Raw genomic sequence first — 21,891 nt, 5'->3', positions numbered from 1 at the left:
AGGCTTGAATGGAGGAAGCGGCGGCACCCTAATAGGGTGCGCCCGGGAAATGAAGGTTAGTCATTTTGCGCCCCCCGCGGCAGAATCTCACCTGTCGCGAAGGCATGTCTGGACGTCCGTTTTTCCACTTTCCCGCCGCCGGGCTTTCCACTAAGAAGTGTTCGGTATTCAGAACAGATTGGTTTATTGCATGTATAAGGGCGATATCACCCCCGCTGAAGCCCATGCGCGGTTGACAAAAAATCCTAGTGCGGTGCTGATCGATGTCCGCACCGAGCCCGAATGGGCCTTTGTCGGCGTGCCCGCGGTCGACCGGCTGATCCGGCTCTCCTGGCAGTCCTATCCGCAGATGCAGGTCAACGCCGATTTCGCCAAGCAGATCGAAGACAGCGGCATCGCCCGCGATACCGAGATCCTGTGCATCTGCCGCTCCGGGGCCCGCTCGGCCAATGCGGCGGCGGCACTCACCAAGGCCGGCTTCACCAATTGCTGGAATGTCGCGCAAGGCTTCGAGGGCGACCGCGACGGACATGGTCATCGCGGCACCGTCGGCGGCTGGAAAGCGGCTGGTCTTCCCTGGCTACAGAGCTGAGACATGAAGAAAGACGTCAAACCCACGTCGCCCGCGCGCTGGGGCGAGAACACCAGGCTGGTGCGCGGCGGTGTCGACCGCTCGCCCCATGGCGAAACCGCTGAAGCGCTCTATCTCAATTCGGGCTTCGTCTATGACGAACCGGAAACCGCCGAGAAGCGCTTTGCCGGCGAGGATGACGGCTATGTCTATGGCCGCTACGGCAACCCGACCGTCACCATGTTCGAAGAGCGGCTGCGCCTGCTCGAAGGCGCCGAAGCCTGCTATGCGCTGGCGTCCGGCATGGCCTCCGTCTTCGGCGCGCTCGCCTGCCAGCTCAAGGCCGGCGATCATCTCGTGGCCTCCAAGGCGCTGTTCGGCTCCTGCTATCAGATCGTCACCAGCATCCTGCCGCGCTTCGGTATTCGCTACACGCTGGTCGACGGCTCCGATCTCGACGCCTGGAAGGCCGCGATCACCAAGGACACCAGATGCGTGTTCCTCGAAACGCCGTCCAATCCGACGCTCGAAGTGATCGACCTCGCCGCCGTCTGCGAGATCGCCAGGAAGGTCGGCGCCTCGATCGTGGTCGACAATGTCTTCGCCACGCCGATCCTGCAGAAGCCTTTGAGCTACGGCGCCGACGTCGTCGTCTATTCGGGCACCAAGCATATTGACGGCCAGGGCAGGGTGCTGGGCGGCGCCATCCTGTCGACCCGCAAATTCAAGGAAGAGCTGCTGAAGCCCTTCCTGCGCCATACCGGCCCATCGATTTCGCCCTTCAATGCCTGGGTGCTGCTCAAGGGGCTCGAAACGCTCAAGCTTCGCGTGCTGCACCAGTCGCAGTCGGCGAGACAAGTGGCCGAGGCACTTGTCGGCCTCAAGGACATCACCCGTGTCATCTATCCGCATCTCGACAGCCATCCGCAGGCCGATTTGTGCCAGCGCCAGATGGTGGCGGGCGGCACGATGGTGACCTTCGAAGTGGCCGGCGGCAAGGAAAAGGCCTTCGATCTGCTGCGTCATCTCCAACTGGTCGACATCTCCAACAATCTCGGAGATGCCAAGTCACTGATCACCCATCCGGCGACGACGACGCACCGCAATATCGGCGCCGAAGCGCGCGCCGCCATGGGCATCACCGACGGCATGCTGCGTCTGTCGGTCGGGCTCGAAGACGTCGAGGACGTCATTGACGATGTCAAGCAGGCGATAGCGGCTTAGTTTGTGATCCCGGCTCGACTTAGATCCCGAACGCCCCGGCGCTATTCAAGAGATCATAGGACGACAGGCCAATGACCAGGAGCCCCACGCCGACCGTGATCGGCCGGCGCGGCGCTTTCTTCACCAGGTAGCCCGCCACAACGGCGGCGGGCAGGCCGCCCAGCACAAGGCCGGCGATCGGCATGATATGGTCGAGCAGGCCGCTTCCTTCGCTCCAGAGGCCTGTCAGAAAAGTGGTGAGGAAGGCCGCGACCACGGCGCAGGTCACCAGGAACTCCGCCGCATTCACCGTGCCGACGACGAAGCGCGGGCGCGCACCGGCGCCGATCAGGCTCGAGGTCACGACCGGGCCCCAGCCGCCGCCACCAACCGCATCGAGAAAGCCGCCCAGGCCGCCCAGGGGGCGCCACGAAGCCACCGGGCATGATTTGACGTTCCTTTCCTTCGCGCCAGCAGCGCCAGAGAATGAGAAAGCCCATCAACAGCAGATAGCCGAAGACATAGGGTCTGATGGTCTTGCCGGAGACCTGGGTCAGGAAGAGGGCGCCGATAATACCGCCGATCGACCCTGCGATCGAGAGAATCCAGAACAGGCGGCGGTCGACATTGCCGTGCATGAGATGCGATGTACCGGAAGCCGCGGTGGTAAAGAGTTTGGCCGAATGGACGCTCGCCGAGGCGTGCGCGGGGGGAACGCCATTCGCCAGGAGCATGACCGACGATATGACGCCATAGCCCATGCCGAGCGCACCATCGATGAGTTGCGCGCCGAATCCGACCAGAAAGAAAATCCAGAAATCGCCGAGATCAGGCACCCGTCGTCTCCCCTTAAAGGCAAGCCCGGTCGATCAGTTCGATTTGGCGGAAAGTCGGACCGGCTGGCCGTTCAGCGTCCAGTGAATGCCGCATTCCTCCTTCGACTTGCCGGCCCAGCGTCCAGCGCGTGGATTGTCGCTTGACCCGCCCCTGACTGTGCAGGGCAGGCAGCCGATCGAATGGTAGCCTTGCGCCACCAAAGGATGCGACGGGAGATCATAGTAGCTCATATACGCCATCAGATCGGTGGCAGTAAAGCGTGCCAAAGGTTCGATCTTCAGTCGGCCATCAGATTCCTCGAGCGTCGGGATGCCGGCGCGGCCGCCGCCATGATAGCGCTTTCGACCCGATATCCAGGCATCGAAGCCGGACAGCGCCTGCTGCAGAGGCTGCGTCTTACGGATGCTGCAGCACATATCAGGATCGTTTCTGTGCAACTCGCCATCGGCATCGAGCAGACGGAGATTGTCGGCATCCGGCTTCATGATGCGGATGTCGGTCAGCCCCAGGAGATCGACCAGCTTGGAGCGATAGGCGATGGTCTCCCAGAACAGCTTCTGGGTATCGAGGAAAATCACCGGTATGTCGCGATCGATCTGTGCCGCCATGTGCAGGAGCACCGCGGATTCAGCACCGAAGGATGAGACCAGCGCGATCCGGCCCTTGAAATAACGCTTCATCAGCGGCTCGAGGATATCGATGCCGTCGAAGAAGCTCAAACGCTTGATCAGATGTTCGTGCACGTATCAGTTACCCGGCATGCGGCTGTTCGAGCCAGGGTTCGGCTTCGCGATGGCGCTCGCTCCACACTTCATGCTGGCCGCCCGTGCGGTAGAGGCCACGCTGATAAGCGAGCGACATCTGGCGCGATGCCTTGAGCCAGACCTCGGCGGTGAAGCGGTCACCGATCTCGAATGCGTCGAAGCCCACCTGCAGCATGAACTGCACCTGGTCGGGCAGCACATTGCCGGCGGCGCGCAGCTCCCGTCCGTAGCCCGTTTCCCTGATCTGGCGCGCCAGGGAATAGGCCCGCCCGTCGGTGAATGAGGGGAAGGGCAGAACGATCAGCGCGAGTCGTGGCAGGAACAGGGTGAGCGCCTCGACCCGGTCGATATTGGTGAAGATCACGCCCAGCCTCCCGTCATGGTCGACGAGGCTCTCCCAGTCCCTCAAAAGGCGTGCATAGGGGACGACGATGTCGCCGCTGTCGGGCTTGGGGTCGTCGAGGCCGAGGGTGATCCAGTCGTCGACGATGATGGAACCGTTCTTAAGCAGCGGCATAGAGCGCCTCCTTGAAAGGTTGCGGGCCTAATCTGCGATAGGCGGCGAGGAACTCCTCGCCTGGCTGGCGGTGGGCGATGTAGGTGTTGACGATCTTCTCGATCGCCTCCGGCACATCCTCGCCGGCGAAGCCCGGGCCCAGGATTGTGCCGATCGAAGCGTTGTCCGCGGAGGAGCCGCCCAAAGTGATCTGGTAGAACTCCTCGCCCTTCTTATCGAGACCGAGAATGCCGATATGGCCGACATGGTGGTGGCCGCAGGCGTTGATGCAGCCCGAAATGTTGATGCGCAGCGGCCCGATCTCGTGCTGACGGTTGAGATCGGCGAATTTGCGCGAGATCGACTGGGCGATCGGGATCGAGCGCGCCGTCGCCAGTGTGCAGTAGTCGAGGCCGGGGCAGGCGATGATGTCGCCGGCAAGCCCGATATTGGAGGTGGCGAGACCCGACGCCTGAAGCACCTTCCAGACGGCGAAGAGATCGTCGCGCTTCACATGCGGCAGTACGAGGTTCTGGTGATGGCTGACGCGGATCTCGTCGAAGCCATAGCGCAGCGCCAGATCGGCGACGACGCGCATCTGGTCGGCCGTCGCATCGCCGGGAATGCCGCCCTCTGGCTTGAGCGAGATATTGACGATCGCATAGCCGTCCACACGATGGGCGGCGATATTGGTGCGCACCCAGTTGGCGAAGTCCTTATGCTTGGCACGCGCCTCTTCGAAACTGGCCGACCAGCGCGGCAGCTTTTCGAATTGCGGCTGCGCGAAATAGGCGGTAATGCGCTGCAATTCGCGCTCCTCCACCTTGGTGTCGGCATGCGGGCGCCTCGCATATTCGGCCTCGACCTCGGCGCGGAATTTCTCGGCGCCGATCTCATGGACGAGGATCTTGATGCGGGCTTTGTACTTGTTGTCGCGCCGGCCATAGAGATTATAGACGCGCATGATCGCCTCGAGATAGGCGATGAGCTCATGCTCGGGCAGGAAATCGCGCACGGTGACGGCGATCACCGGGGTCCGGCCGAGGCCGCCGCCGACCAGCACTTCCCAGCCGCGCTCGCCCTTGTCGTTGAGGTGCAGGCGCAAGCCGATGTCATGCACTTTGACGGCGGCGCGATCGTTCGGCGAGCCGGTGACGGCGATCTTGAATTTGCGCGGCAGGTAGGAGAATTCGGGGTGCAGGCTCGACCACTGGCGCACGAGCTCGCCCACCGGACGCGGATCGGCCAGTTCGTCGGCGGCGGCACCCGCCCACTGATCGGTCGTCACGTTGCGGATGCAGTTGCCCGATGTCTGGATGGCATGCATCTCGACTTCGGCGAGCTTCGCCAGGATATCGGCCGTGTCCTCGAGCTTGATCCAGTTGAACTGGAGATTCTGGCGGGTGGTGAAATGACCGTAGCCCTTGTCCCATTTCTCGGCAATCTCGGCGAGCGTGTTGAGCTTCTTCGAGTCGAGCGTGCCATAGGGAATGGCGATCCGCAGCATATAGGCATGAAGCTGCAGATAGAGACCGTTCATCAGGCGTAAGGGCCGGAACTCGTCTTCGGTCAACTCCCCGGTAAGGCGGCGGTTCGCCTGGTCGCGGAACTGCATCACGCGATCGGTGACGAATTGACGGTCGAATTCATCATAGCGGTACATGTCAAACTCCCTGCAGAGCGGCGAAATGGCCACCCTTGCCTTGGGCCTGCTTGCCGAGATCGGCGCGCACGGTGGGGCCCAGCGAGCGGATGCGCTCCTTGATGTGGCTGGCGAAGACATGGCCGTCGCGGCGCTCGGCGTCGAACAGATAAGTGCCGGTCACCAGATTGACGCCTTCATCGCCCTTGCCGCGCGCTTCGAGCGCGGCCTGGGCCTGAGGTTCAGTGGCGAGCACGGCGCCGTCGATATTCTCGCTCCATTCGCCGGAATGGGTTAGGAAGACGACTTCGCCGTCGCGCAGTCGGTTGGCGGTGAGGATCTTGCCCTTTTCGGTCGGGGTGGTCATGACACTGCTCTCAGAACTTGGTGCCCGGTTTCGTCGCGGGCGGGGAAGGGGAGGATGTCGGCCGAGGTCTTCGCGGGTGTCAGGCCGACATAGATGATGGCGGGACCTTCTACGCCGTTGAGGGCGAGAGTTTCCCAGAGCGAGCCGATGCTACACATCATCACCCGTTCATTGACGAGCGTGCCGTTCTCGACGACCGTCACCGGCGTCTTGTGATCGATGCCGGCGTCGAGAAGAGCCGCGGAAATATCGCCGGCGGCGTTGACGCCCATATAGATGGCGAAGGCCTGACCCGGCCTGGCGAGCGCCTTCCAATCATGGTCGGCTAATCCGTCCTCGGACGCGCCGGTCAGAAGCGTGATCGCGCGGTTCTGGCCCCGCTGCGTCAAAGGCAGGCCAATGGATGAGGCGCAGCCGAGAGCGGCGGTGATACCCGGCACCACATCGACCGCAATGCCTTCGGCGATAAGCGCCGCCTGTTCTTCGCCGCCACGACCGAAGATGTATGGATCGCCGCCCTTCAGCCGCACCACATAGCGGCCGGCTTTGGCTTCGCGGATCAGGATCGCATTGATCTCCGACTGCTTGGGCGAGGGGGCGAAGGGCTTCTTGCCGACCGGGATGCGCACCGCATCGCGCCGCGCCAGTTCGAGGATGCCGGGGCCGATCAGGCGGTCATAGACGATGACATCGGCCTCCTGCAGCTTGCGCTGCGCCTTGAGGGTGAGCAGTTCCGGATCGCCCGGTCCTGCCCCCACGAGCGAGACGCGTCCCACCGACGGGGAGGAGTCATCGATGAGCGCGGCCTCGAGCTCGTATGTGTAGGTTTTCGTATCGCCGGCGAGGAATGAGTCGCGGATCGAGCCGAAGAAGTAGCGCTGCCAGAAGGAGCGGCGGCGATTGCCATGCGGCACGCGTTCGGCCACGTGATCGCGCAGGCCGCTCGCGGCAATGGCGAGTTTGCCGAGTGTCTGCGGCAGCAGGGCTTCGATCTTGCTGCGCAGCCCCATGCCGAGCACCGGGGCCGTGCCTTCGGTGCCGATCGCCACGACGACCGGGTCGCGATCGATGATCGACGGCGTGATGAAGGTGGAAAGCGCGGCGTCGTCGACCGCATTGACCGGAATGCCGCGGGCGCGGGCTGCGACCCAGACATCCTCATGCAGATCGTCATCGGCCGAATAGACGATGGCGGCATCATCGAGGAGCGCCGGATGGAAGCGCTTGCCGGCCCAGGCGAGGCGGCCTTCCCTCAGATAGCCGAGGAGCTCGTCATGCAATGCCGGGGCGACGACGTGGATCACGGCCTTGGTCTTGAGCATGAGGCGCGCCTTGCGCAAAGCCTCCTCGCCGCCCCCGACAATCACGGCCTTGCGGTTATCGAGGTCCAGAAAGAGAGGGAAGTAACGCATGTCACCACTCCTCAAGCCTGGGGCACAAGCTTGACTGAAAGCCCGTCGAGTTCGGGCGTGTAGATGATCTGGCAGGAGAGCCTGGACGTCGGGGTCAGCACCGGCACCTCGTCCAGCATGGCCTCTTCGTCGTCGCGTGCCGGGTGGAGCTTCGGCACCCAGTTGGCGCAGACTTCGACATGGCAGGTGGCGCAGGCGCAGGCGCCGCCGCATAGGCCGCCTACTTCGAAGCCATGCTCGCGGATGATTTCCATGATCCGCCAGCCCTCCACGGCATCGAGCTCATGGTTTTTGCCGTCCAGGTCGGTTACGCGAATGACGCCCATTGGTCTTACCGTTCGTCCATCAGCACAGTCGGTTTGCGGGGCGCTTGGCCTTCGGGCCTTGAGATTCCTATTGATTCGCTAGGGAATCTGGAGGTAGAAGAGCAATTGCGCTGTTCGACAATCCGAACGTTCGTTATTACGAACAGTTGTTCTAAAGAAGGGACGATCGAATGTCAACGCGCCGTGGGCGTAAATCAGGTGACGCCCAGCCCGTCGACGTGACACCGGCTCTCGGCAAGACCATTCAGAGGCTGCGCAAGGCCTATAATATGTCCCTGGGCGAGCTTTCGGAGCATTCCGGCGTCGCCAAATCCATCATTTCCCAGATCGAGCGCAACGAGACCAACCCGACCATCGGCACCGTCTACCGGTTGTCACGGGCGCTCGACACGACGATCGACGAGGTGCTGAAGCACGACGACGAGCCCAATTTCGTCGAGGTCCAGACCAAGTCGGGCGTCCCGATCCTCGAAAGCCAGGACGGGCTTTGCCGGCTGGCGATCGCTGGACCGCTCAATCTAGTCGAGCAATTGCAATGGTATGATTTCCAGGCACGGCCGGGTGGGGCGCTCGAATCCGATCCGCATCCGGCGGGCACGATCGAGCATCTCTATCTGCTGAAGGGCGAGCTCGAAGTGACCTGCGATGGGGAGACCCGTCTCATAAAGACCGGTGAATCGGTGCGCTTCCGCGGCGACCGTCCGCACCGGCTATTCAATCCGGGAACGGATTATGCCCATGCCACGATGGTGCTCGTTCTGCGCCAGATGGCCTCCGAAGCTTCCCGAAGTTAGCGCGCAGCGATGTCCGCATAGGCAGCGAGCAGGCCGGCCCAGCCGCCCTCGCCATCAAAGGCGGTCCGCGCCCGTTCCGCATGATCTCCCAAGCGCTCGAGATTGCGGTGCTCCAACTCGACTCGAGTCGCGTGCGCGCCCTGCGGCGTGAAGCGGATTTCAAGCTCGGTCACCAGCCCTGGATCGAATTGCCATTCACCATTGAGCTGCCAGGCGAGCAGCACCCGATGCGGTGGCTCCCAGGCGATGACATGGCCCCATTGACATTCGGAGCCGTCCTGGCCGCGCTCATACCAGCGCCCCTGCGGACTGGGCTCCATGATGACCTCGGCCAGCGGCGAGGCCCGGTTGGTCGAGTGAGTAGCCGGCCACCAGCGTCCCATGCTGCCGGTGAAAACGGCAAAGGCCTTGTCGATTCCGGTTTTCACGACGATCGACTTGCGGACGGGGGCGGGAAGAATTTGCAGGTTCATGGTGTGTCTCCTGGGGAGCGTTCGATTTCGGCGGCGTAATTGGCGAGGGCCTCTGTCCAGAACTGGTCGAGCCAGATCCGGATCGCGGCGAGGCCGTTGGGGTCGATCCGGTAGATGCGCCGCGTTCCCTCGGCGTGATCCGTCACAAGGCCGGCATTCTTCAGGGCCGCCAGATGCTGCGACACGGCTGGCCGGCTGATCGGGAGCCCCTTGGCCAATTGGCCCACCGGCGCGGGACCAGTGGCGAGGCGCTCGAAGATCCGGCGGCGCGTGGGGTCTGCCAATGCTGCAAAAGCGTAAGTCATGACTTACTGTAAGCGTAAACTTACATTCTGTCAAACTCTTAAGTTTCCCCTAAGGGAGCTTCTTGTTAACTTTGCCCAGAGGGCCGACCCAGAAGGACGCTTACCATGATCGATTGGATGATCCGCGGTCCCGAGATCGCGACCTGTAACTGTGCCTATGGCTGCCCCTGTCAGTTCAACGCGTTGCCCACCGAAGGCAACTGCAGTGCCGGCGTGGCCATGCGGATCGACAAGGGCCATTTCGGCGATGTCCAACTCGATGGCCTGCACTGGGCCGGTGTCTTTGCCTGGCCGGGACCGATCCATGAGGGCCACGGCCAGGCGCAGCCGGTCATAGATGAGCGGGCGAGCCCTGAGCAGCGCGCGGCGCTCCTCGCCATCATGTCCGGCCAGGAGAGCAAGCCGGGCGCTACCTATTTCCAGGTCTTCAGTGCGATGATCGACACGGTGCATGAGCCGCTGTTCAAGCCCATTTCCTTCACGGCCGACATCGATGCGGCGACCGGTCAGTTCAAGGTCGATGGCGTGATCGATGCTATGGCCGAACCGATCCGCAATCCGGTGACGGGCGAACCGCATCGTCCCAGCATCTCCCTGCGCGATGGCTTCGAGTTCCTGGCCGCGGAATTCGCCAGCAGCACGACCAAGACCCAGGGGGCGATCGCTCGCGAGTGGGCGGGGCGGCATGCGCATCTGACGATGATCCATATCACAGGCGAGGGCGTCGTGCGGTGAGCAACGGAACGGGCGATTTCTTCGCGTCGCTCTTTCATCACCAGAGGGTCGTTATCATCGCAAGCCTTTCAGCGGTCGTGGCCGTCTGCGTAGCTATCATGCAGTGGTCGGGCGATCGGGTGATGATGTCCAGCATGGCGTCCGACGCAACGCTGTATGCCGTGCTGGTCTTCGTCATGTGGTGGACTATGATGATGGCGATGATGCTGCCCACCGCGGTTCCGGCGCTGCTTACCGACAGCGTAATCGCCCGCAGATGGTCCCCGGCCGAAAATACCACACGGCTGCAGATCGCTTTCGCCCTTGGCTATGCGACCGTGTGGACCACCTTTGCGCTCGCAGCGACGGTGGTCAATGTCATGGTCGCACGCGTCATCCAGATGACCCCGATGATGGCGGTCACCAGCCAGGTCGTCGGCATCGCGCTCCTCGTCCTTGCCGGTCTCTATCAGCTGACACCCGCCAAGCAGTCCTGCCTCACGAGATGTCAATCGCCGATCGCCTTCGCGCCCGGGCAATGGCGCCCCGGACCCAATGCCACCTACCGGCGCGGACTCGCGCATGGTCTGTTCTGCACTGGCTGCTGCGGACCGCTGATGCTGTTGCTCTTCTATGGCGGCGTCATGGAAGCGAACTGGATCGGCGGCCTGGCGCTCTATGTGCTGATCGAAAAGCTGACGCCCGCGCATTGGCGCCTGCATCAGTTCACCGGCGTCTTGCTGCTCGTTTGGGCCGGACTGCTGGCGTTCTCGCTGCGCCTGATTTGACAGGGGAAAAATATTGCCGCATATACCAGAACGTATATTCTGGAATTATGCATGGCTCGTCCGCGCAGCTTCGATCCCGCCCAGACGCTCACAACCGCGATGAAAGTCTTCTGGGAGCGCGGCTATTTCAACACGTCGATCGACGATCTCGTCGCCGCCACCGGCGTCAGCCGCTATGGACTCTACGACATCTACGAGAATAAGCGCGGCCTCTTTCTGGCGGCGCTCGATCACTATCACGAGACAATCTTCCGTGCGCTGTTGGAGCCGGTCGAGAAGCCGGGCGCATCGGTCGGTGAGATCCGGCAATATTTCGGCGTGTTACTCTTCTACGCCGGAAAATCGGAAGGCAATATCGGCTGCCTCATGTGCAATTCGGCCAGCGAAGTGGCGCCCTTCGACGCGGCCGTGGCCGAAAGGGTGAAACGCTTCCGAGATATAGCCGGCAAGGCGTTCCGGCAGGCGCTCACCACGGCGCGCGCGCGCGGCGAGATCGGCGAGCGGATCGATATCGCGCGTCAGGCCGATTTCCTCGCCGCGGCATTGCAGACCGTTTGGGTTCTGGCGCGCTCCTCGGCCGGGCGCAAGGCGATCAGCCATCATATCGCGGTCACGCTCTCGACCCTGGATAAATAACAGAACAAGCGTTCTGATATTGCTTTACAAGTTACAGAACGTGTGTTCTGTTAATGGCGGGAGGACGTCATGCGAAATCGCCAATCATGGGCCGACCGGCTGGCGCAAAGCACGCCGCGCGTGATCAAGCCGATCCCGGAAAAGATGGCAAAGCGGCTGGGGCCCGGATCCATGGTGGTGCCCAGCCCCGCTGATGTCGATGCGGTCATCAGGACGGTGGGCAAGCGCAAGCTCGTCACGGCGCGCGAAATCGGGGCGAGCCTGGCACGCCGGTATAAGACGACGGTGTGCTGTACGGTGACGACCGGAATCTGCGCCTGGATCACCGCCCATGCCGCGCATGAAGCCGAGCTTTTGGGTAAGCCGAGGATCACGCCCTATTGGCGGGTTCTGAAGCCCGGCGGCGAGATCAACGGCAAATATCCCGGCGGTCTCGCCGGCATCCGGAAACGTCTGGAGGAAGAGGGGCACGTCATTGTCCGCCAGGGCAAGCGACTTGTCGTGAAAGATTTTGAGAAGAAGCTGGCCGTCATCTGACAAGGGAGACTTTCATGGCATTGCGTGACATCTGGGCGGATTACGAAAGCGCCTGGGCCCAGACCGATCCCAACAAGCGAAGCGACGCCTTGCGCCGCACCCTCGACGGCACGTTCGTCTATGTCGATCCGAATATCCGCACCGAAGGTCATGAGCAGCTTTCGCAGTATATCGGCGAGCTGCAGAAAAACATTCCCGGCATGCGTGTCATCACCAGGTCCTTCGCGGAGCATCACGGATCCTGCCTGGTCAACTGGACTCTCGAGGATGGCCAGGACAACGCTGTTGCGGCGGGCGTGACCTGTGGCGAGTGCGGAGCGAATGGCCTGTTGTTGAAGGCTTCCGTATTCTACGGCTCGCCGGCGAGCTGAGGCTGGCGCGGGCGGACGAGGACGATCAGGCCTGCGGCCAGGATGAGCAGCATGCCCAGCAGCGTGCTCGCGGCCGGCACCTCGGCGAAGAACAGGAATCCCCAGAGCGGTGCCCAGATCATGCCCGTATATTCGAAGACGGTGACGAGGCTTGCATCGGCCATACGGTAGGCCTGGGTCAGAAGAACCATGGAAATGGCGGCGATGCCGCCGCAGGCGGCCATCATCGCGAGGCTCAGCGAATCCGGCCAGGACCAGGGTCTGACCAGGAAGGCGATGCTCGGATGCTCCGCCGTGGTGATGCCGGCCAGATGGAAGACCAGCGCCATCAAACCGGCGCCCGCGAGATAGACCCAGTTCTGGTAGAAGGCCATGACGGACGCCGGTTCCGAAACACCGAGCTTGCGGGCGAAGAGCATGGCGAGCGCATAGGTGATGGCGCTGAGTAGGCTGAACAAAGCGGCGGGCTCAAAGAAGCCGAAGCCCGGATTCATGATGACCAGCACCCCGGCGAAACCGACAACCAGCGCGATGATCGCCTTGAGCTCGACTTTTTCGCCCAGGATCGGCGCCGCCAGAAAGGTGACGAGGAAGGGTGCGGTGAAGAAGAGCACGATCGCCTCGGCGAGCGGCAGGGCCGGAAAGGCCAGATAGTAAGACGTATAGGCAACGAGCAGGATCAGCCCGCGAAAGGTCAGGGCCCAGAAGCGCGGCGACAGGATCTGGCGCATGCCGCCGTCCCAATGGACGAAAAGCAGGAGGATAGGGAGCGCCACGATGGAACGCGTGGCGACCGCCTGGGTGACGGCATAGTCGCCGCTGACAGCCTTGATGATCGCATCCTGGGTCGAGATGATCAGAATGCCGGCGCAGAGCGACGCGATGCCGAGCAGGTTCCGGTTGCCGGTGAAGAATGACATGAGAATGGACTGAAGAGATTCGGATGAGATCGAATGCCTGTTCGCGGCAAGGCTGCATCAGGCAGCGCCAGCATGTAGCTAATTTCGCAAGGCCTGCCAATGGCCCGGCGTCAGCCCGAAGGCCCGCTTGAACTGTCTTGTCATGTGACTCTGATCGGCAAAGCCGCTGAGGAAGGAAGCCTCCGCGAGGGACTGGCCCGCAAGGATCGCGGCTTTGGCCTGGTCGAGGCGACGCATGGTGAGGTAGCGATAGGGGCTGGTGCCGAGCCTCGCGCGGAAATGGCGGGCCAGCGCATAGCGGTCGAGATCGGTCACGGCCTCCAGCTCCTCGGAGGCGACGACGCGGGCGAAATGCGCATCGACATACTCGCGGGCGCGGTCGACCGCGCGCGCGGAGGTGATGGAAATCCGACGTTCCGGAAGGGACCTATCGAGGACAAAGAGAGCATCCGCGATCGACGCCACGATCCGATCTTCCTCCAGGGGCTCGAATGCGCGGTCGAGATCGGCAAGCGCTTCGCCAAGGGCCGCCAGAAGGCGCCGGTCGGATGACACGGCCTGCTTGAGGAAGGGCAGGGCATTGGTGCGGCCGCTCAAGGCGGCGCTGATGAGGCGCGGCTCGATATAGATCATCCGGTAGAGGAAACCCGCTTCGACGCCGGCGCGGCCGTCATGAACTTCATCGGGATGCAGCACAATGGCATTGCCGGCGAGGCTGTCGGCGCGGGCGCCGCGATAGGTGAAGGACTGTACGCCGCTCACCGTATAGCCGAGTGCATATGTGTCGTGGCGGTGCGGATCGTAGGCGTGGCCCGTGAAGAACGCCTCGATGCGCTCGATGCCGGCGGAAGCGGGGGCGTGCTCGATCCAGTCGCCGGCATGGGAGCCGCACGATCGTTCAAGACGGGCCTTGCCCGCTTCTCTTACCGTCCTCGCCATGACCTTTGACACCAAGATCGCCATTGTCGTGCGCGAAAGCCTCGCGCCCTGGCAGAAGCTCAACGTGACCGCCTTTCTCGCCGGCGGCCTTGCCGAAGTCTACCCCGAGATCGTGGGCGAGCGCTACTGCGACGGCAGCGGCGAAACCTATGGTCCGCTGGTGCGCCAGCCCATCCTGATCTTCGCGGGCGACGGACCGGATCTATCCCGCACACTGAAGCGGGCGCGTGAACGCGGCGTCGCGGCCTCGATCTATACGATGGAGCTGTTCACCACGTACAACGATCTCGACAACCGCGCCGCGGTCGCGGCGGTGGCGACCGACAGGCTCGACCTCGCGGGGCTCGCTTTTCATGCCGAGCGCAAAGCGGTCGACAAGATCGTCAAGGGCCTGAAGCTTCATGCCTGAGGCAGGGCGAGACCGCGATCTAGCGCGCATCCCGGCGAAGTGGAATAACTTCGCCGAAAAGGATTCGCGCCAGATCAATATCTTGGAGCAAATCCTAGATCACGGTCACTTCAGGCCGAATGGCCTGAAGTGATAACGTGATCGGAGTCTTGAATTTAGCGCGTGATCGGACGGAAAACCGGTGTCCACTTTTCCTGATCACGCGCCTACGCCAAAGTCTTCAACTTTGGCGGGATATGCTCTAATCGGCGTAGGAGGGATCCTTGCGATCGAGGATCTTCTTCATCTCCGCGAAATGGGCGAAGGCCGAGTCGGCGTAGAGATCCCAGTCGCGCGCCGTCTGCTCGGCGACCTTGTCACTCATGACATTGAGCTTCTGGCCGCTGGCATAGGCCAGCATGAGTGTCTGGCAGGCGCGTTCGAGATAATAGAGCTCGTCGAAGGCCTCGGCGACCGAGCCGGCGGCGATCAGCACGCCATGATTGCCCATCATCATCGTCTTGTTGTTGCCTAGGAGGCCGGCCAGACGATTGCCCTCGGCATCCGAATTGGCCATGCCCTCATAACCCAGGTCATAGGCGACGCGCTTGTAGAAGCGCGCGGTGTTCTGGTCGATCGGCTTGATCTCGGGATCGGCGAGGCCGACGAGCGCCGTCGCATAGGTTGGATGCACATGCATGACGCAGCGCGCCGAGGGCACCAGCGCGTGCATGCGACCGTGGATGCACCAGGCGGTCTCGTCCGGCGCTTCGGGCCGCTTCATCGCTTCCTTGTCATCGGCATCGAGCAGCAGGAGGTCCGAGGCCTTGATGCCGGAGAAATGCTTCCACTTGGGATTCATCAGGAACTGCTTGCCGTCCGGCGACACGGCGAGGCTGAAATGATTGGCGACGCCCTCATGCCAATTGAAATGCTCGGCGAGCCTGAATGCCGCGGCCAGATCGATGCGAAGCTGTTGTTCTTCCGACGTCTTGGTCTTGAGTTTGGTCACCGAGGTCATGGCGTTCTCCCGAGATTGTCAGTTGGACCTATGCTGTCTTTCGCGATGGAAAATGTAAAGGCCGGAACCGATGATCAAGGCGGCGCCCAGCCATGTCCAGGTGTCGGGCCATTCGGCGAAGAAAAACCAGCCGAACAACGCTGCCCAGATCAGCGATGAATAGGAGAAGGGGGCGGCGACCGAGGCCGGCGCGCGGCGGAAGGCCTGGATGAGGAAGAGATGGCCGACACCGCCGAGAAGTCCGGTGGCGATGAGCAGAAGCCAGTCCGTTGCGCCCGGCCATTGCCAGTGAAAGGGAACGAAGAGGGTGGTGACGAGTGCTCCGATCACGGATGTGTAGAACAGCGAGGTCAATGGCTCGTCATAGAGGCGCACCTTGCGGGTGGTGATCTGGTAGCTGGCATTGAGCAAAGCGGCGATCAGCAGGAAGGTGGCGCCGCTGATGAACATCCCGGCTTGGCTCTCCCACGGCCTGACCACGACAAGAGCACCGAGAAAGCCGACCAGGACGCCGATCCAGCGGCGTGGGCCGACATGCTCCTTGAGCATGGGCACCGACAGGACTGTGACCAATATGGGCGCGAGGAACATGATCGTCGTCGCGGTGGCGAGGGGCACCAGGCGCACCCCGGCATTGAACAAGGCGGTGGTCAGAGCGAGAAGCAGCGAGCGCGACAACTGGAGCGCCGGGGCTTTGCTCCTCACGACTTGCGGCAGGCTCCGGCCCGCCGCCAAAGCGGCGACGATGGTGGCGAAGAAGAAGCGCGCCCAGGTGACCTGGACCAGCGAGTAGGTCTCGAGCAGGTGTTTCACCAGGGTGTCGAGGGAGGTGAAGCAAAGCACCGTGACGAGCATCCAGAGGATGCCCACGGCATGATTATCCCGATGTCCGGCTGCTTCTCCCGCGACGCTCATTGGCCGAGCTATAGGCAGGGGCGGCGGCGAAGCCAATGGACATTCGGGATGGGCGCGGATGCAGCCGGCGCATGGCCGGGCTCACAAAGTAAGGGCGACCTTGGCCTTTTCCGCTGCTTCGGCGAGTTCCTGGTAAAGGCCGTCCGGGAGCGGAATGCCCTTGGCCTCGCGGTCGATGCGCCTGGCCCATTCCGGTCCGCCCGCCGGCAAGATGCCGGGCTCGGCCTTGAAACCGTCGAGATAGCTCGCATGGCGTTCGGCAAAGACCGCGGCGGGAACGAAGGTCGACGGATCGATCGCCATCACGAAATGGCCGACCTTGGTGTCGCCGAGGACGATGCCGCTCTGCTCGATCGACAGCCGCATGCCGGTAAGCATGGCGCCCAGGACCTCGGCGAGGCCGGCGAGGCCAGCGCCCTTATAACCGAAGCCCGCGCCGCCGACCGGCCCCAGGCAGATGGCCGCATGGGGATCGGCGGTGTAATTGCCGTCGGCATCGAGGGCCACATCGGGCGGAAGCTCAAGTCCCTCGGTGCGATAACGCATGACCTTGTTCCACGGAATGGAACTCGTCGCCATGTCGAGAAAATAGGGCTCGCGCCCTTCCAGGGGTGCGGCCATGGCGATCGGGCTCGTCCCGTGAAGAGGCTTCTTGCCGCCATGGGGCACGACGAAGGCGCCCGAATTGCAGGTCACGAAGCCGATGAAGCCGGCTTGGGCCGCCGCCAGTGCATAGGCGCCCGCCGCGCCGAAATGGGTCGAGTTGATCACCACCCCCATGCCGATACCGGTATCGCGGGCAATGGCGCAGGCCTCGTCCATGGCGCGATAGGTGGGGAGATGGCCCAGTCCGTCATCGGCATCGACGAGCACGGCGCTGCGGCGCGGATGCGCAATGGTGATGACAGGCTTCGGCTTGCAGATGCCGCCTCTCAGGCAGTCGGCATAAAAGGGAAGGAGCCTGATGCCGTGGCTGTCGACACCCAGAAGCGAGGCATGCAGCATGGCGCCGGTCGTCGCCTCGGCCGAGTCCGGATCGGCTCCCGCCGAGGTGAGAACTTCATAGGAGAATGCCGCCAGCTTCTCCGCCGTGGCGCGCCGTTCCGTCATGTGATGCCGTCAGCTCCTGCGCAGGCGCTCGAGAAGATCCGGAGTCGGCCAGGAATCGGCGGGCAGGCCGAGCTTGATCTGCACCGACTTCACCGCCGCCCGGCTCTGCGCGCCGAGCTTGCCGTCGACCTTGCCGACGTCATAGCCCATGCGGGTCAGGATCTTCTGCAGCTCCATGATCTGATTGTAGTCGAGGCTATCGATCGGACCGTTGCCCTTGCTGACCGGCGGGGCGCCCGCCAGGCGGGTGGCGAAATAGGCGGCCGTCGTCGAATAAATGAGCGACTCGTTCCACTTCAGATACACCTCGGTGAAATTTGGATAGGCGAGGAAGGCCGGGCCGTGCCGGCCCATCGGCAAGAGGAGCGAAGCTGGCGCCTTGTCCGCTTTGAGGGCCTTGCCCGAGACGAGCTTCACGCCCCATTTGGCCCATTGCGAGCGCGGATGCTGGATGGCGATATCGGCCTGATCCCAGGGCAGGTCCTCGGGAACACGCACCTCTTGCAGCCAGGGCTGGTTGGGCTGCCAGCCATGATTGATGAGCAGGTTCGCGGCAGAATACAAAATGTCGGGAATGCTGCGTTTCAGATCCACGCGGCCGTCGCCATCGGCATCGACACCGCTCTGGAGGAAGTCGGCGGGCAGGAACTGTACCTGACCGATCTCGCCGGCCCAGGCGCCGACCATGTCTGCTTCGGTCATGTCGCCACGATCCAGAATCTGAAGTGCCGCGAAGAGCTGTGGGCGGAATTTCTCCGGCCGACGGCAGTCGAAAGACAAGGTCGCCAGAGACCGGATGGTGTGGAAATCGCCCATATAACCGCCGAAGTCCGTCTCGAGACCCCAGAAGGCGACGATGACGGCGGGCGGCACTCCATATTTCTGTTCGACCTTCTGGAAGATGGCGCCGTGCTTATTGAGCAGGCTCGATCCGGTATTCATGCGCCCTGCCGAGATCAGTCGGGCCTGGAAGTCGAGAAAGGCCAGCGAGAAGACGCTTTGCGCGCGGTCGCGTTTGATGACGGCCGGATCATAGGTCATGCCGTCGAGCACGGCGATGGAACCTTTTGAGATGCCCATGCCGGCGGCTTCCTTCTTGACGCCGGAAAGCCAGCTCGGGAATTTCGATGGACTCGGGCAGTCGGTCGCGGCGGAAGCTGCGGCGGACGAGGCGATAAGAAGCGAGGCGGACAGGCAGAGGGGGAGAAGCTTCACCGGCGGGACTCCATGGCTGTTGAGTTCAGACTTACCGGGTCAGTCCTGATTCAGCAATGTGCTGCGCCGGTGACGGCGTTGGGCTCGGACGGCCAATGAAACCACATGGCGAAACGAAACAGCGGGCAAAGTGCCCGCTGTCTGGTCCTTCTGTCCTTGAATGGCGTACGGCTCACCAGTCGTAGTTGCGCCGGACATTGGTGACACGCCCACGCTTGGCGCTGACATCGATGATGTAGTGCTTGCCGTTACGGCGGGCGAAATAAGTGTAAGTGCTGCCTTTGCAGTCGCGGGTGCGGACCCGGAAGTAACCGTAATCCTCGACGATGCGCGCGCCCTCCCAGCAGCTGATCCGGTTCTTGCCGCCAATGTTGATGTCGATATTGACGCCGGCCTGCGCGGGCGTCGTCGTCGCGACAGGCATCATCAGCAGACCTATCGACAGTCCGGCCGCCGCCACCATCATCTTGATCATCCGTACTCTCCCTCTGGGCTGATTTGCCCATCTCAGCGGAATATTTTCCATTGACTGCCCACTGTCAATCGATCTTGCTGCGAAGTTGTTGACCTCGCGTCCGGCGCGTGGCGCTTGACATCGGGGCGCGCGACCCCAACTATGCGGTTATGTACAAAGCGCAGCGACACTTGATTCATTGGCATTTTGGGGCTTGCCCCATCGCGGGAACGTAACCCCCGGCTCGGCCCCTGGCACCTCCGAGTCGCGGGGGTAACGCTGCTTTTTTCGTCCAATCACGGACTCGCAGAAGGCGCCACCCACAATCTTTTCCTGAATTAATAGCCACTCCCGTGCCGCGAACGGCCGGAAGCACAGAAGGCATTTTTGATATGAATGACGTCACGCCCATCCGCCGCAAGCCGGAGATCAGCATCACCGCAACCGACCACACCCGTCTGATGACGCTGGCCAATGCCATCGCCGAGCGCGACGAACTGCTCGCCGAGGACCTCTTCGGTGAACTCGAGCGGGCGAAGGTTGTCGCCGACGGCACACTCACCGAGGGCGTCATCCGGATGGGGTCGCAGGTGAGCTTCAAGGACGACAAGGGCGTCGAGCGCAGCGTGGCGCTGGTGTTTCCGACCGAGGCCGACTTCGCGCAAGGGCGTTTGTCCATCCTGACGCCGGTGGGAACGGCGCTCATCGGCCTTTCGGCCGGCCAGTCGATCTTGTGGACGGCGCGCGACGGCCAGAAGCACGAGCTGACCGTTCTCGAGGTCAAGTCCTGAGAGAAGAAGACGCGCGATCGTCGCGAGGCTCGCCGGTGTCTCGGTACTGCGCCGTGACCTGATGCCGGCGATTCCGCCTGAGAATTCGCACTCCTCACGAGGCTGTCACACATGATCAGATTCGACGGACAAGTGGCGCTTGTCACCGGCGCCGGCCGCGGCATCGGGCGTGCATATGCGGCTCTGCTGGCCGAGCGGGGAGCGACGGTCATCATTCAGGATATTGGTGCCGGCAGCGATGGCAGAGGCGGTGATCCGGCGATCGCCGAAGCCGCGGCGCGGGATCTGCGCAGGCGCGGCGGCCTTGCATTCGGCGAGAGCAGCGGCATCGACACACGGAATGAATGCCACAGTCTCGTCGAGCGGATCGTCGCGCAGCATGGCCGTCTCGATGTGCTGATCCATAATGCCGGTTGGGTCGGTTATCAGCGGATCGCGGAACTGGATGAGGAATTCCTCGACCGCATGCTGGTGCTCGGTGTGAAGGCGCCTTTGTGGCTCGCCCAGCCGGCCTGGCCGCAGATGAAGGAAAGGAATTACGGTCGGATCCTGCTTACGACCTCGGATCGCGCGCTCTATCCGCAATATGTGCAGCCGGGGCTCGCCGCCTATGCGGCCGCCAAGATCGGCGCCGTCGGCATCGCCAATGTGCTGGCCAATGAAGGGACGGCTCATGGCATCGTCGTCAATGCGATCTCGCCGGTCGCGAAGACCAGGATGTGGGGCATCACAGATGAGCCCGACGAACTCAAGCCTGCCGAGATTGCCCCGGGCGCGATCTATCTCGTATCGCCCGAATGCCGGGAGGGCGGCTGGATTTTGCGTGCGAGCAACGGCCAGTTTCACGCCACGCGGCTCCTCGAAGCCGATGGGGTGAGCTATCCGCGTGATCTCAGAGCTATCCGGGCTGCGAGTCCGGAAGAGGTGGCGCAGTCCTGGCGCCGGATCGCCGTGGTGGCGGTGGAAGGGCGCGCTAGCTAGGACTCATCGTACACTATCGCGGCTGGCTGTTCGCGAGGCCAGGCGCAAGGAAAAGACAGGGGACGCCGCCGCTCGGGCCGCCTGACATCGATGACGGGCGGCTTCAGTGTCTGGTCGCGTCGAGTTCCTGGAGTTTTTGCCTCTCCGCCGTCGTGAGCTCCTCACTTATGTTGCGTAGATAGTTCTTGGCGAGATCGCTGCCCTGGGCGGCACTCGCCATGAGGAACCGCACGGCCGCCGCATGATCGCGTTCCAAGTACTCCCCGTTATGGTAAGCGTATCCGACTACAAGCTGTGCGACGGGATGTCCTTGTTCCGCCGACTTGAGCCACCACGAAAACGCTGCATGGGAATCGAGCTCGACGCCAAGCCCGTCTTGATAGATCAAGGCCAGCCGCGCTTGTGCGGACCGACAGCCCTTCTCGGCGTCTGCTTTGGTCAGGTGGAGGGCGATCGCATAGTGGGACTCGATACTGTGGTTGACGATGAGCTGGCATAGGCCGCCCCGTGAGTCTGCGCAGTCAAGACGCGCGCCCCGGTCGTATGCCTCATATGCACCGTCCAGGTCCCCGCTTTCCTCGAGCAGCCTGCCCAGCGGGTAGAAGGAGTATTGCCAGTTGGCGGCAGCGGCCTTCCTGAACCATTCAATCGCAAGCTCGGAGTCACCCGCATAGAGCGCCACGACGCCGAGAATATGCATCGCTCTGGGCAGGCCCTGATCGGCCGCGCATCTGAACCACATGCGGGAATAGGGCGTGTCGTGCTGGTGCTCCGCATACCATCGGCCGAGATCGCACTGAGCCTCGGCGTTACCTGCTTCCGCCGCTTGCAGCAGATCGGCCGGCGGACACTTGACTGGTGGCTCGGCGGGCATGATGAAAGCTTGCTCGTGTTGCACTGGCGTAACAGGCTAGCCAGGTG

Annotated in this window: 28 protein-coding genes and 1 pseudogene; 11 read left to right on the top strand and 18 right to left on the bottom strand. The window is 62.8% G+C overall.

Annotated features, from left to right (window positions below):
* Positions 1-190 precede the first annotated feature (190 nt).
* Together G5V57_RS28995 and metZ are read left to right on the top strand one after the other, a co-directional pair.
* Positions 191-592: a rhodanese-like domain-containing protein gene (locus G5V57_RS28995; RefSeq protein WP_165171881.1), complete on the top strand. Its 402-nt coding sequence runs from the start codon at positions 191-193 to the stop codon at positions 590-592.
* Between the two features lie 3 nt (positions 593-595).
* Positions 596-1,795: an O-succinylhomoserine sulfhydrylase gene (metZ, locus tag G5V57_RS28990; RefSeq protein WP_165171880.1), complete on the top strand. Its 1,200-nt coding sequence runs from the start codon at positions 596-598 to the stop codon at positions 1,793-1,795.
* A 19-nt stretch (positions 1,796-1,814) separates the two neighbouring features.
* On the opposite strand, the gene G5V57_RS34955 is transcribed toward metZ, so the two are convergent.
* The 8 genes and pseudogenes from G5V57_RS34955 to G5V57_RS28955 form a co-directional block, all read right to left on the bottom strand.
* Entirely contained in the window at positions 1,815-2,213 is a 399-nt protein-coding gene (locus G5V57_RS34955) for a TSUP family transporter (protein WP_256378609.1), read from the bottom strand.
* 79 nt (positions 2,214-2,292) lie between these two features.
* Positions 2,293-2,535: pseudogene (locus tag G5V57_RS34950) on the bottom strand (TSUP family transporter); the annotation flags it as partial.
* Positions 2,536-2,643: 108 nt separating this feature from the next.
* Positions 2,644-3,354, bottom strand: a complete 711-nt coding sequence (locus G5V57_RS28980; RefSeq protein WP_165171879.1) for a phosphoadenylyl-sulfate reductase — start codon at positions 3,352-3,354, stop codon at positions 2,644-2,646.
* 7 nt (positions 3,355-3,361) lie between these two features.
* Positions 3,362-3,892 carry a DUF934 domain-containing protein gene (locus G5V57_RS28975; RefSeq protein WP_165171878.1) on the bottom strand — a complete coding sequence of 177 codons (531 nt, stop codon included), beginning with the start codon at positions 3,890-3,892 and terminating at the stop codon, positions 3,362-3,364.
* Positions 3,879-5,534 carry a nitrite/sulfite reductase gene (locus G5V57_RS28970; protein WP_165171877.1) on the bottom strand — a complete coding sequence of 552 codons (1,656 nt, stop codon included), beginning with the start codon at positions 5,532-5,534 and terminating at the stop codon, positions 3,879-3,881. Before G5V57_RS28970 ends, G5V57_RS28975 begins: the two co-directional genes overlap by 14 nt.
* A gap of 1 nt (position 5,535) precedes the next feature.
* On the bottom strand, positions 5,536-5,880 hold the full coding sequence (locus G5V57_RS28965; RefSeq protein ID WP_165171876.1) for a DUF2849 domain-containing protein: 345 nt from the start codon (positions 5,878-5,880) through the stop codon (positions 5,536-5,538).
* Positions 5,877-7,292 carry a siroheme synthase CysG gene (gene cysG, locus G5V57_RS28960; RefSeq protein ID WP_165171874.1) on the bottom strand — a complete coding sequence of 472 codons (1,416 nt, stop codon included), beginning with the start codon at positions 7,290-7,292 and terminating at the stop codon, positions 5,877-5,879. Before cysG ends, G5V57_RS28965 begins: the two co-directional genes overlap by 4 nt.
* An 11-nt stretch (positions 7,293-7,303) precedes the next feature.
* On the bottom strand, positions 7,304-7,618 hold the full coding sequence (locus G5V57_RS28955; RefSeq protein ID WP_165171872.1) for a 2Fe-2S iron-sulfur cluster-binding protein: 315 nt from the start codon (positions 7,616-7,618) through the stop codon (positions 7,304-7,306).
* Between the two features lie 170 nt (positions 7,619-7,788).
* On the opposite strand from G5V57_RS28955, the gene G5V57_RS28950 reads away from it, so the two are divergent.
* Positions 7,789-8,412, top strand: a complete 624-nt coding sequence (locus G5V57_RS28950) for a helix-turn-helix domain-containing protein (RefSeq protein WP_165171870.1) — start codon at positions 7,789-7,791, stop codon at positions 8,410-8,412.
* On the opposite strand, the gene G5V57_RS28945 is transcribed toward G5V57_RS28950, so the two are convergent.
* Positions 8,409-8,885, bottom strand: a complete 477-nt coding sequence (locus tag G5V57_RS28945; protein WP_165171868.1) for an SRPBCC family protein — start codon at positions 8,883-8,885, stop codon at positions 8,409-8,411. The two genes, G5V57_RS28950 and G5V57_RS28945, sit on opposite strands and share 4 nt — an antisense overlap.
* Positions 8,882-9,190, bottom strand: coding sequence for a helix-turn-helix transcriptional regulator (locus tag G5V57_RS28940; RefSeq protein WP_165171866.1), 309 nt, complete (start codon positions 9,188-9,190; stop codon positions 8,882-8,884). Before G5V57_RS28940 ends, G5V57_RS28945 begins: the two co-directional genes overlap by 4 nt.
* A 105-nt stretch (positions 9,191-9,295) precedes the next feature.
* Here G5V57_RS28940 and G5V57_RS28935 point away from each other — a divergent pair, with 105 nt between their 5' ends.
* The 5 genes from G5V57_RS28935 (at position 9,296) to G5V57_RS28915 (ending at position 12,236) form a co-directional block, all read left to right on the top strand.
* On the top strand, positions 9,296-9,925 hold the full coding sequence (locus tag G5V57_RS28935; RefSeq protein ID WP_165171864.1) for a DUF1326 domain-containing protein: 630 nt from the start codon (positions 9,296-9,298) through the stop codon (positions 9,923-9,925).
* The gene (locus tag G5V57_RS28930) at positions 9,922-10,692 is read left to right on the top strand and encodes a DUF2182 domain-containing protein (protein WP_165171863.1); all 771 of its coding nucleotides are present in this window, start codon (positions 9,922-9,924) and stop codon (positions 10,690-10,692) included. The genes G5V57_RS28935 and G5V57_RS28930 overlap by 4 nt, the downstream gene beginning before the upstream one ends.
* Positions 10,693-10,743: 51 nt before the next feature.
* Positions 10,744-11,328 (top strand): TetR/AcrR family transcriptional regulator, encoded by a 585-nt coding sequence (locus tag G5V57_RS28925; protein WP_165171861.1) that lies wholly within the window; start codon positions 10,744-10,746, stop codon positions 11,326-11,328.
* A 69-nt stretch (positions 11,329-11,397) separates the two neighbouring features.
* Positions 11,398-11,865: a hypothetical protein gene (locus G5V57_RS28920; RefSeq protein WP_165171859.1), complete on the top strand. Its 468-nt coding sequence runs from the start codon at positions 11,398-11,400 to the stop codon at positions 11,863-11,865.
* Between the two features lie 14 nt (positions 11,866-11,879).
* Positions 11,880-12,236, top strand: a complete 357-nt coding sequence (locus G5V57_RS28915) for a nuclear transport factor 2 family protein (protein ID WP_165171857.1) — start codon at positions 11,880-11,882, stop codon at positions 12,234-12,236.
* Here G5V57_RS28915 and G5V57_RS28910 read toward each other — a convergent pair.
* Entirely contained in the window at positions 12,215-13,156 is a 942-nt protein-coding gene (locus tag G5V57_RS28910; RefSeq protein WP_165171855.1) for a DMT family transporter, read from the bottom strand. The two genes, G5V57_RS28915 and G5V57_RS28910, sit on opposite strands and share 22 nt — an antisense overlap.
* 78 nt (positions 13,157-13,234) lie before the next feature.
* Positions 13,235-14,095 carry an AraC family transcriptional regulator gene (locus G5V57_RS28905; protein ID WP_165171853.1) on the bottom strand — a complete coding sequence of 287 codons (861 nt, stop codon included), beginning with the start codon at positions 14,093-14,095 and terminating at the stop codon, positions 13,235-13,237.
* On the opposite strand from G5V57_RS28905, the gene G5V57_RS28900 reads away from it, so the two are divergent.
* The gene (locus G5V57_RS28900; protein ID WP_165171851.1) at positions 14,094-14,504 is read left to right on the top strand and encodes a DUF2000 family protein; all 411 of its coding nucleotides are present in this window, start codon (positions 14,094-14,096) and stop codon (positions 14,502-14,504) included. The two genes, G5V57_RS28905 and G5V57_RS28900, sit on opposite strands and share 2 nt — an antisense overlap.
* A 241-nt stretch (positions 14,505-14,745) precedes the next feature.
* Here G5V57_RS28900 and G5V57_RS28895 read toward each other — a convergent pair whose 3' ends face one another.
* From G5V57_RS28895 to G5V57_RS28875, 5 genes are all read right to left on the bottom strand, one after another.
* Positions 14,746-15,504, bottom strand: coding sequence for a class II aldolase and adducin N-terminal domain-containing protein (locus G5V57_RS28895; protein WP_165171849.1), 759 nt, complete (start codon positions 15,502-15,504; stop codon positions 14,746-14,748).
* A gap of 18 nt (positions 15,505-15,522) precedes the next feature.
* Positions 15,523-16,374, bottom strand: coding sequence for a DMT family transporter (locus tag G5V57_RS28890; protein ID WP_165171847.1), 852 nt, complete (start codon positions 16,372-16,374; stop codon positions 15,523-15,525).
* A gap of 126 nt (positions 16,375-16,500) precedes the next feature.
* Positions 16,501-17,529 carry an Ldh family oxidoreductase gene (locus G5V57_RS28885; protein WP_165171845.1) on the bottom strand — a complete coding sequence of 343 codons (1,029 nt, stop codon included), beginning with the start codon at positions 17,527-17,529 and terminating at the stop codon, positions 16,501-16,503.
* Between the two features lie 9 nt (positions 17,530-17,538).
* Positions 17,539-18,744 (bottom strand): lytic murein transglycosylase, encoded by a 1,206-nt coding sequence (locus G5V57_RS28880; protein ID WP_165171843.1) that lies wholly within the window; start codon positions 18,742-18,744, stop codon positions 17,539-17,541.
* Between the two features lie 172 nt (positions 18,745-18,916).
* The gene (locus G5V57_RS28875) at positions 18,917-19,219 is read right to left on the bottom strand and encodes a hypothetical protein (RefSeq protein WP_165171841.1); all 303 of its coding nucleotides are present in this window, start codon (positions 19,217-19,219) and stop codon (positions 18,917-18,919) included.
* Positions 19,220-19,590: 371 nt separating this feature from the next.
* On the opposite strand from G5V57_RS28875, the gene rnk reads away from it, so the two are divergent.
* Positions 19,591-19,989, top strand: coding sequence for a nucleoside diphosphate kinase regulator (gene rnk, locus G5V57_RS28870; protein ID WP_165171839.1), 399 nt, complete (start codon positions 19,591-19,593; stop codon positions 19,987-19,989).
* 111 nt (positions 19,990-20,100) lie between these two features.
* A complete protein-coding gene (locus tag G5V57_RS28865; protein WP_165171837.1) occupies positions 20,101-20,970 on the top strand; it encodes an SDR family NAD(P)-dependent oxidoreductase in 870 nt (289 codons plus the stop codon).
* Positions 20,971-21,073: 103 nt separating this feature from the next.
* Here G5V57_RS28865 and G5V57_RS28860 read toward each other — a convergent pair whose 3' ends face one another.
* Positions 21,074-21,844: a tetratricopeptide repeat protein gene (locus G5V57_RS28860; RefSeq protein WP_165171835.1), complete on the bottom strand. Its 771-nt coding sequence runs from the start codon at positions 21,842-21,844 to the stop codon at positions 21,074-21,076.
* Between the last annotated feature and the right edge of the window lie 47 nt (positions 21,845-21,891).

This window comes from Nordella sp. HKS 07, from assembly GCF_011046735.1.
Classification (GTDB): domain Bacteria; phylum Pseudomonadota; class Alphaproteobacteria; order Rhizobiales; family Aestuariivirgaceae; genus Taklimakanibacter.
This window is presented reverse-complemented; position numbering and strand designations above follow the sequence as displayed.

Excerpts from the sequence above, each read along its gene's own strand:
- G5V57_RS28885 (WP_165171845.1), bottom strand. The coding sequence starts at position 17,529 with ATGACGGAACGGCGCGCCACGGCGGAGAAGCTGGCGGCATTCTCCTAT.
- G5V57_RS28965 (WP_165171876.1), bottom strand. The coding sequence starts at position 5,880 with ATGACCACCCCGACCGAAAAGGGCAAGATCCTCACCGCCAACCGACTG.
- G5V57_RS28935 (WP_165171864.1), top strand. The coding sequence starts at position 9,296 with ATGATCGATTGGATGATCCGCGGTCCCGAGATCGCGACCTGTAACTGT.
- G5V57_RS28860 (WP_165171835.1), bottom strand. The coding sequence starts at position 21,844 with ATGCCCGCCGAGCCACCAGTCAAGTGTCCGCCGGCCGATCTGCTGCAA.
- G5V57_RS28945 (WP_165171868.1), bottom strand. The coding sequence starts at position 8,885 with ATGAACCTGCAAATTCTTCCCGCCCCCGTCCGCAAGTCGATCGTCGTG.
- G5V57_RS28995 (WP_165171881.1), top strand. The coding sequence starts at position 191 with ATGTATAAGGGCGATATCACCCCCGCTGAAGCCCATGCGCGGTTGACA.
- metZ (WP_165171880.1), top strand. The coding sequence starts at position 596 with ATGAAGAAAGACGTCAAACCCACGTCGCCCGCGCGCTGGGGCGAGAAC.
- G5V57_RS28865 (WP_165171837.1), top strand. The coding sequence starts at position 20,101 with ATGATCAGATTCGACGGACAAGTGGCGCTTGTCACCGGCGCCGGCCGC.
- rnk (WP_165171839.1), top strand. The coding sequence starts at position 19,591 with ATGAATGACGTCACGCCCATCCGCCGCAAGCCGGAGATCAGCATCACC.
- G5V57_RS28895 (WP_165171849.1), bottom strand. The coding sequence starts at position 15,504 with ATGACCTCGGTGACCAAACTCAAGACCAAGACGTCGGAAGAACAACAG.
- cysG (WP_165171874.1), bottom strand. The coding sequence starts at position 7,292 with ATGCGTTACTTCCCTCTCTTTCTGGACCTCGATAACCGCAAGGCCGTG.
- G5V57_RS28920 (WP_165171859.1), top strand. The coding sequence starts at position 11,398 with ATGCGAAATCGCCAATCATGGGCCGACCGGCTGGCGCAAAGCACGCCG.
- G5V57_RS28875 (WP_165171841.1), bottom strand. The coding sequence starts at position 19,219 with ATGATCAAGATGATGGTGGCGGCGGCCGGACTGTCGATAGGTCTGCTG.
- G5V57_RS28970 (WP_165171877.1), bottom strand. The coding sequence starts at position 5,534 with ATGTACCGCTATGATGAATTCGACCGTCAATTCGTCACCGATCGCGTG.
- G5V57_RS28900 (WP_165171851.1), top strand. The coding sequence starts at position 14,094 with ATGACCTTTGACACCAAGATCGCCATTGTCGTGCGCGAAAGCCTCGCG.
- G5V57_RS28975 (WP_165171878.1), bottom strand. The coding sequence starts at position 3,892 with ATGCCGCTGCTTAAGAACGGTTCCATCATCGTCGACGACTGGATCACC.
- G5V57_RS28915 (WP_165171857.1), top strand. The coding sequence starts at position 11,880 with ATGGCATTGCGTGACATCTGGGCGGATTACGAAAGCGCCTGGGCCCAG.
- G5V57_RS28950 (WP_165171870.1), top strand. The coding sequence starts at position 7,789 with ATGTCAACGCGCCGTGGGCGTAAATCAGGTGACGCCCAGCCCGTCGAC.
- G5V57_RS28910 (WP_165171855.1), bottom strand. The coding sequence starts at position 13,156 with ATGTCATTCTTCACCGGCAACCGGAACCTGCTCGGCATCGCGTCGCTC.
- G5V57_RS28905 (WP_165171853.1), bottom strand. The coding sequence starts at position 14,095 with ATGGCGAGGACGGTAAGAGAAGCGGGCAAGGCCCGTCTTGAACGATCG.
- G5V57_RS28940 (WP_165171866.1), bottom strand. The coding sequence starts at position 9,190 with ATGACTTACGCTTTTGCAGCATTGGCAGACCCCACGCGCCGCCGGATC.
- G5V57_RS28955 (WP_165171872.1), bottom strand. The coding sequence starts at position 7,618 with ATGGGCGTCATTCGCGTAACCGACCTGGACGGCAAAAACCATGAGCTC.
- G5V57_RS28925 (WP_165171861.1), top strand. The coding sequence starts at position 10,744 with ATGGCTCGTCCGCGCAGCTTCGATCCCGCCCAGACGCTCACAACCGCG.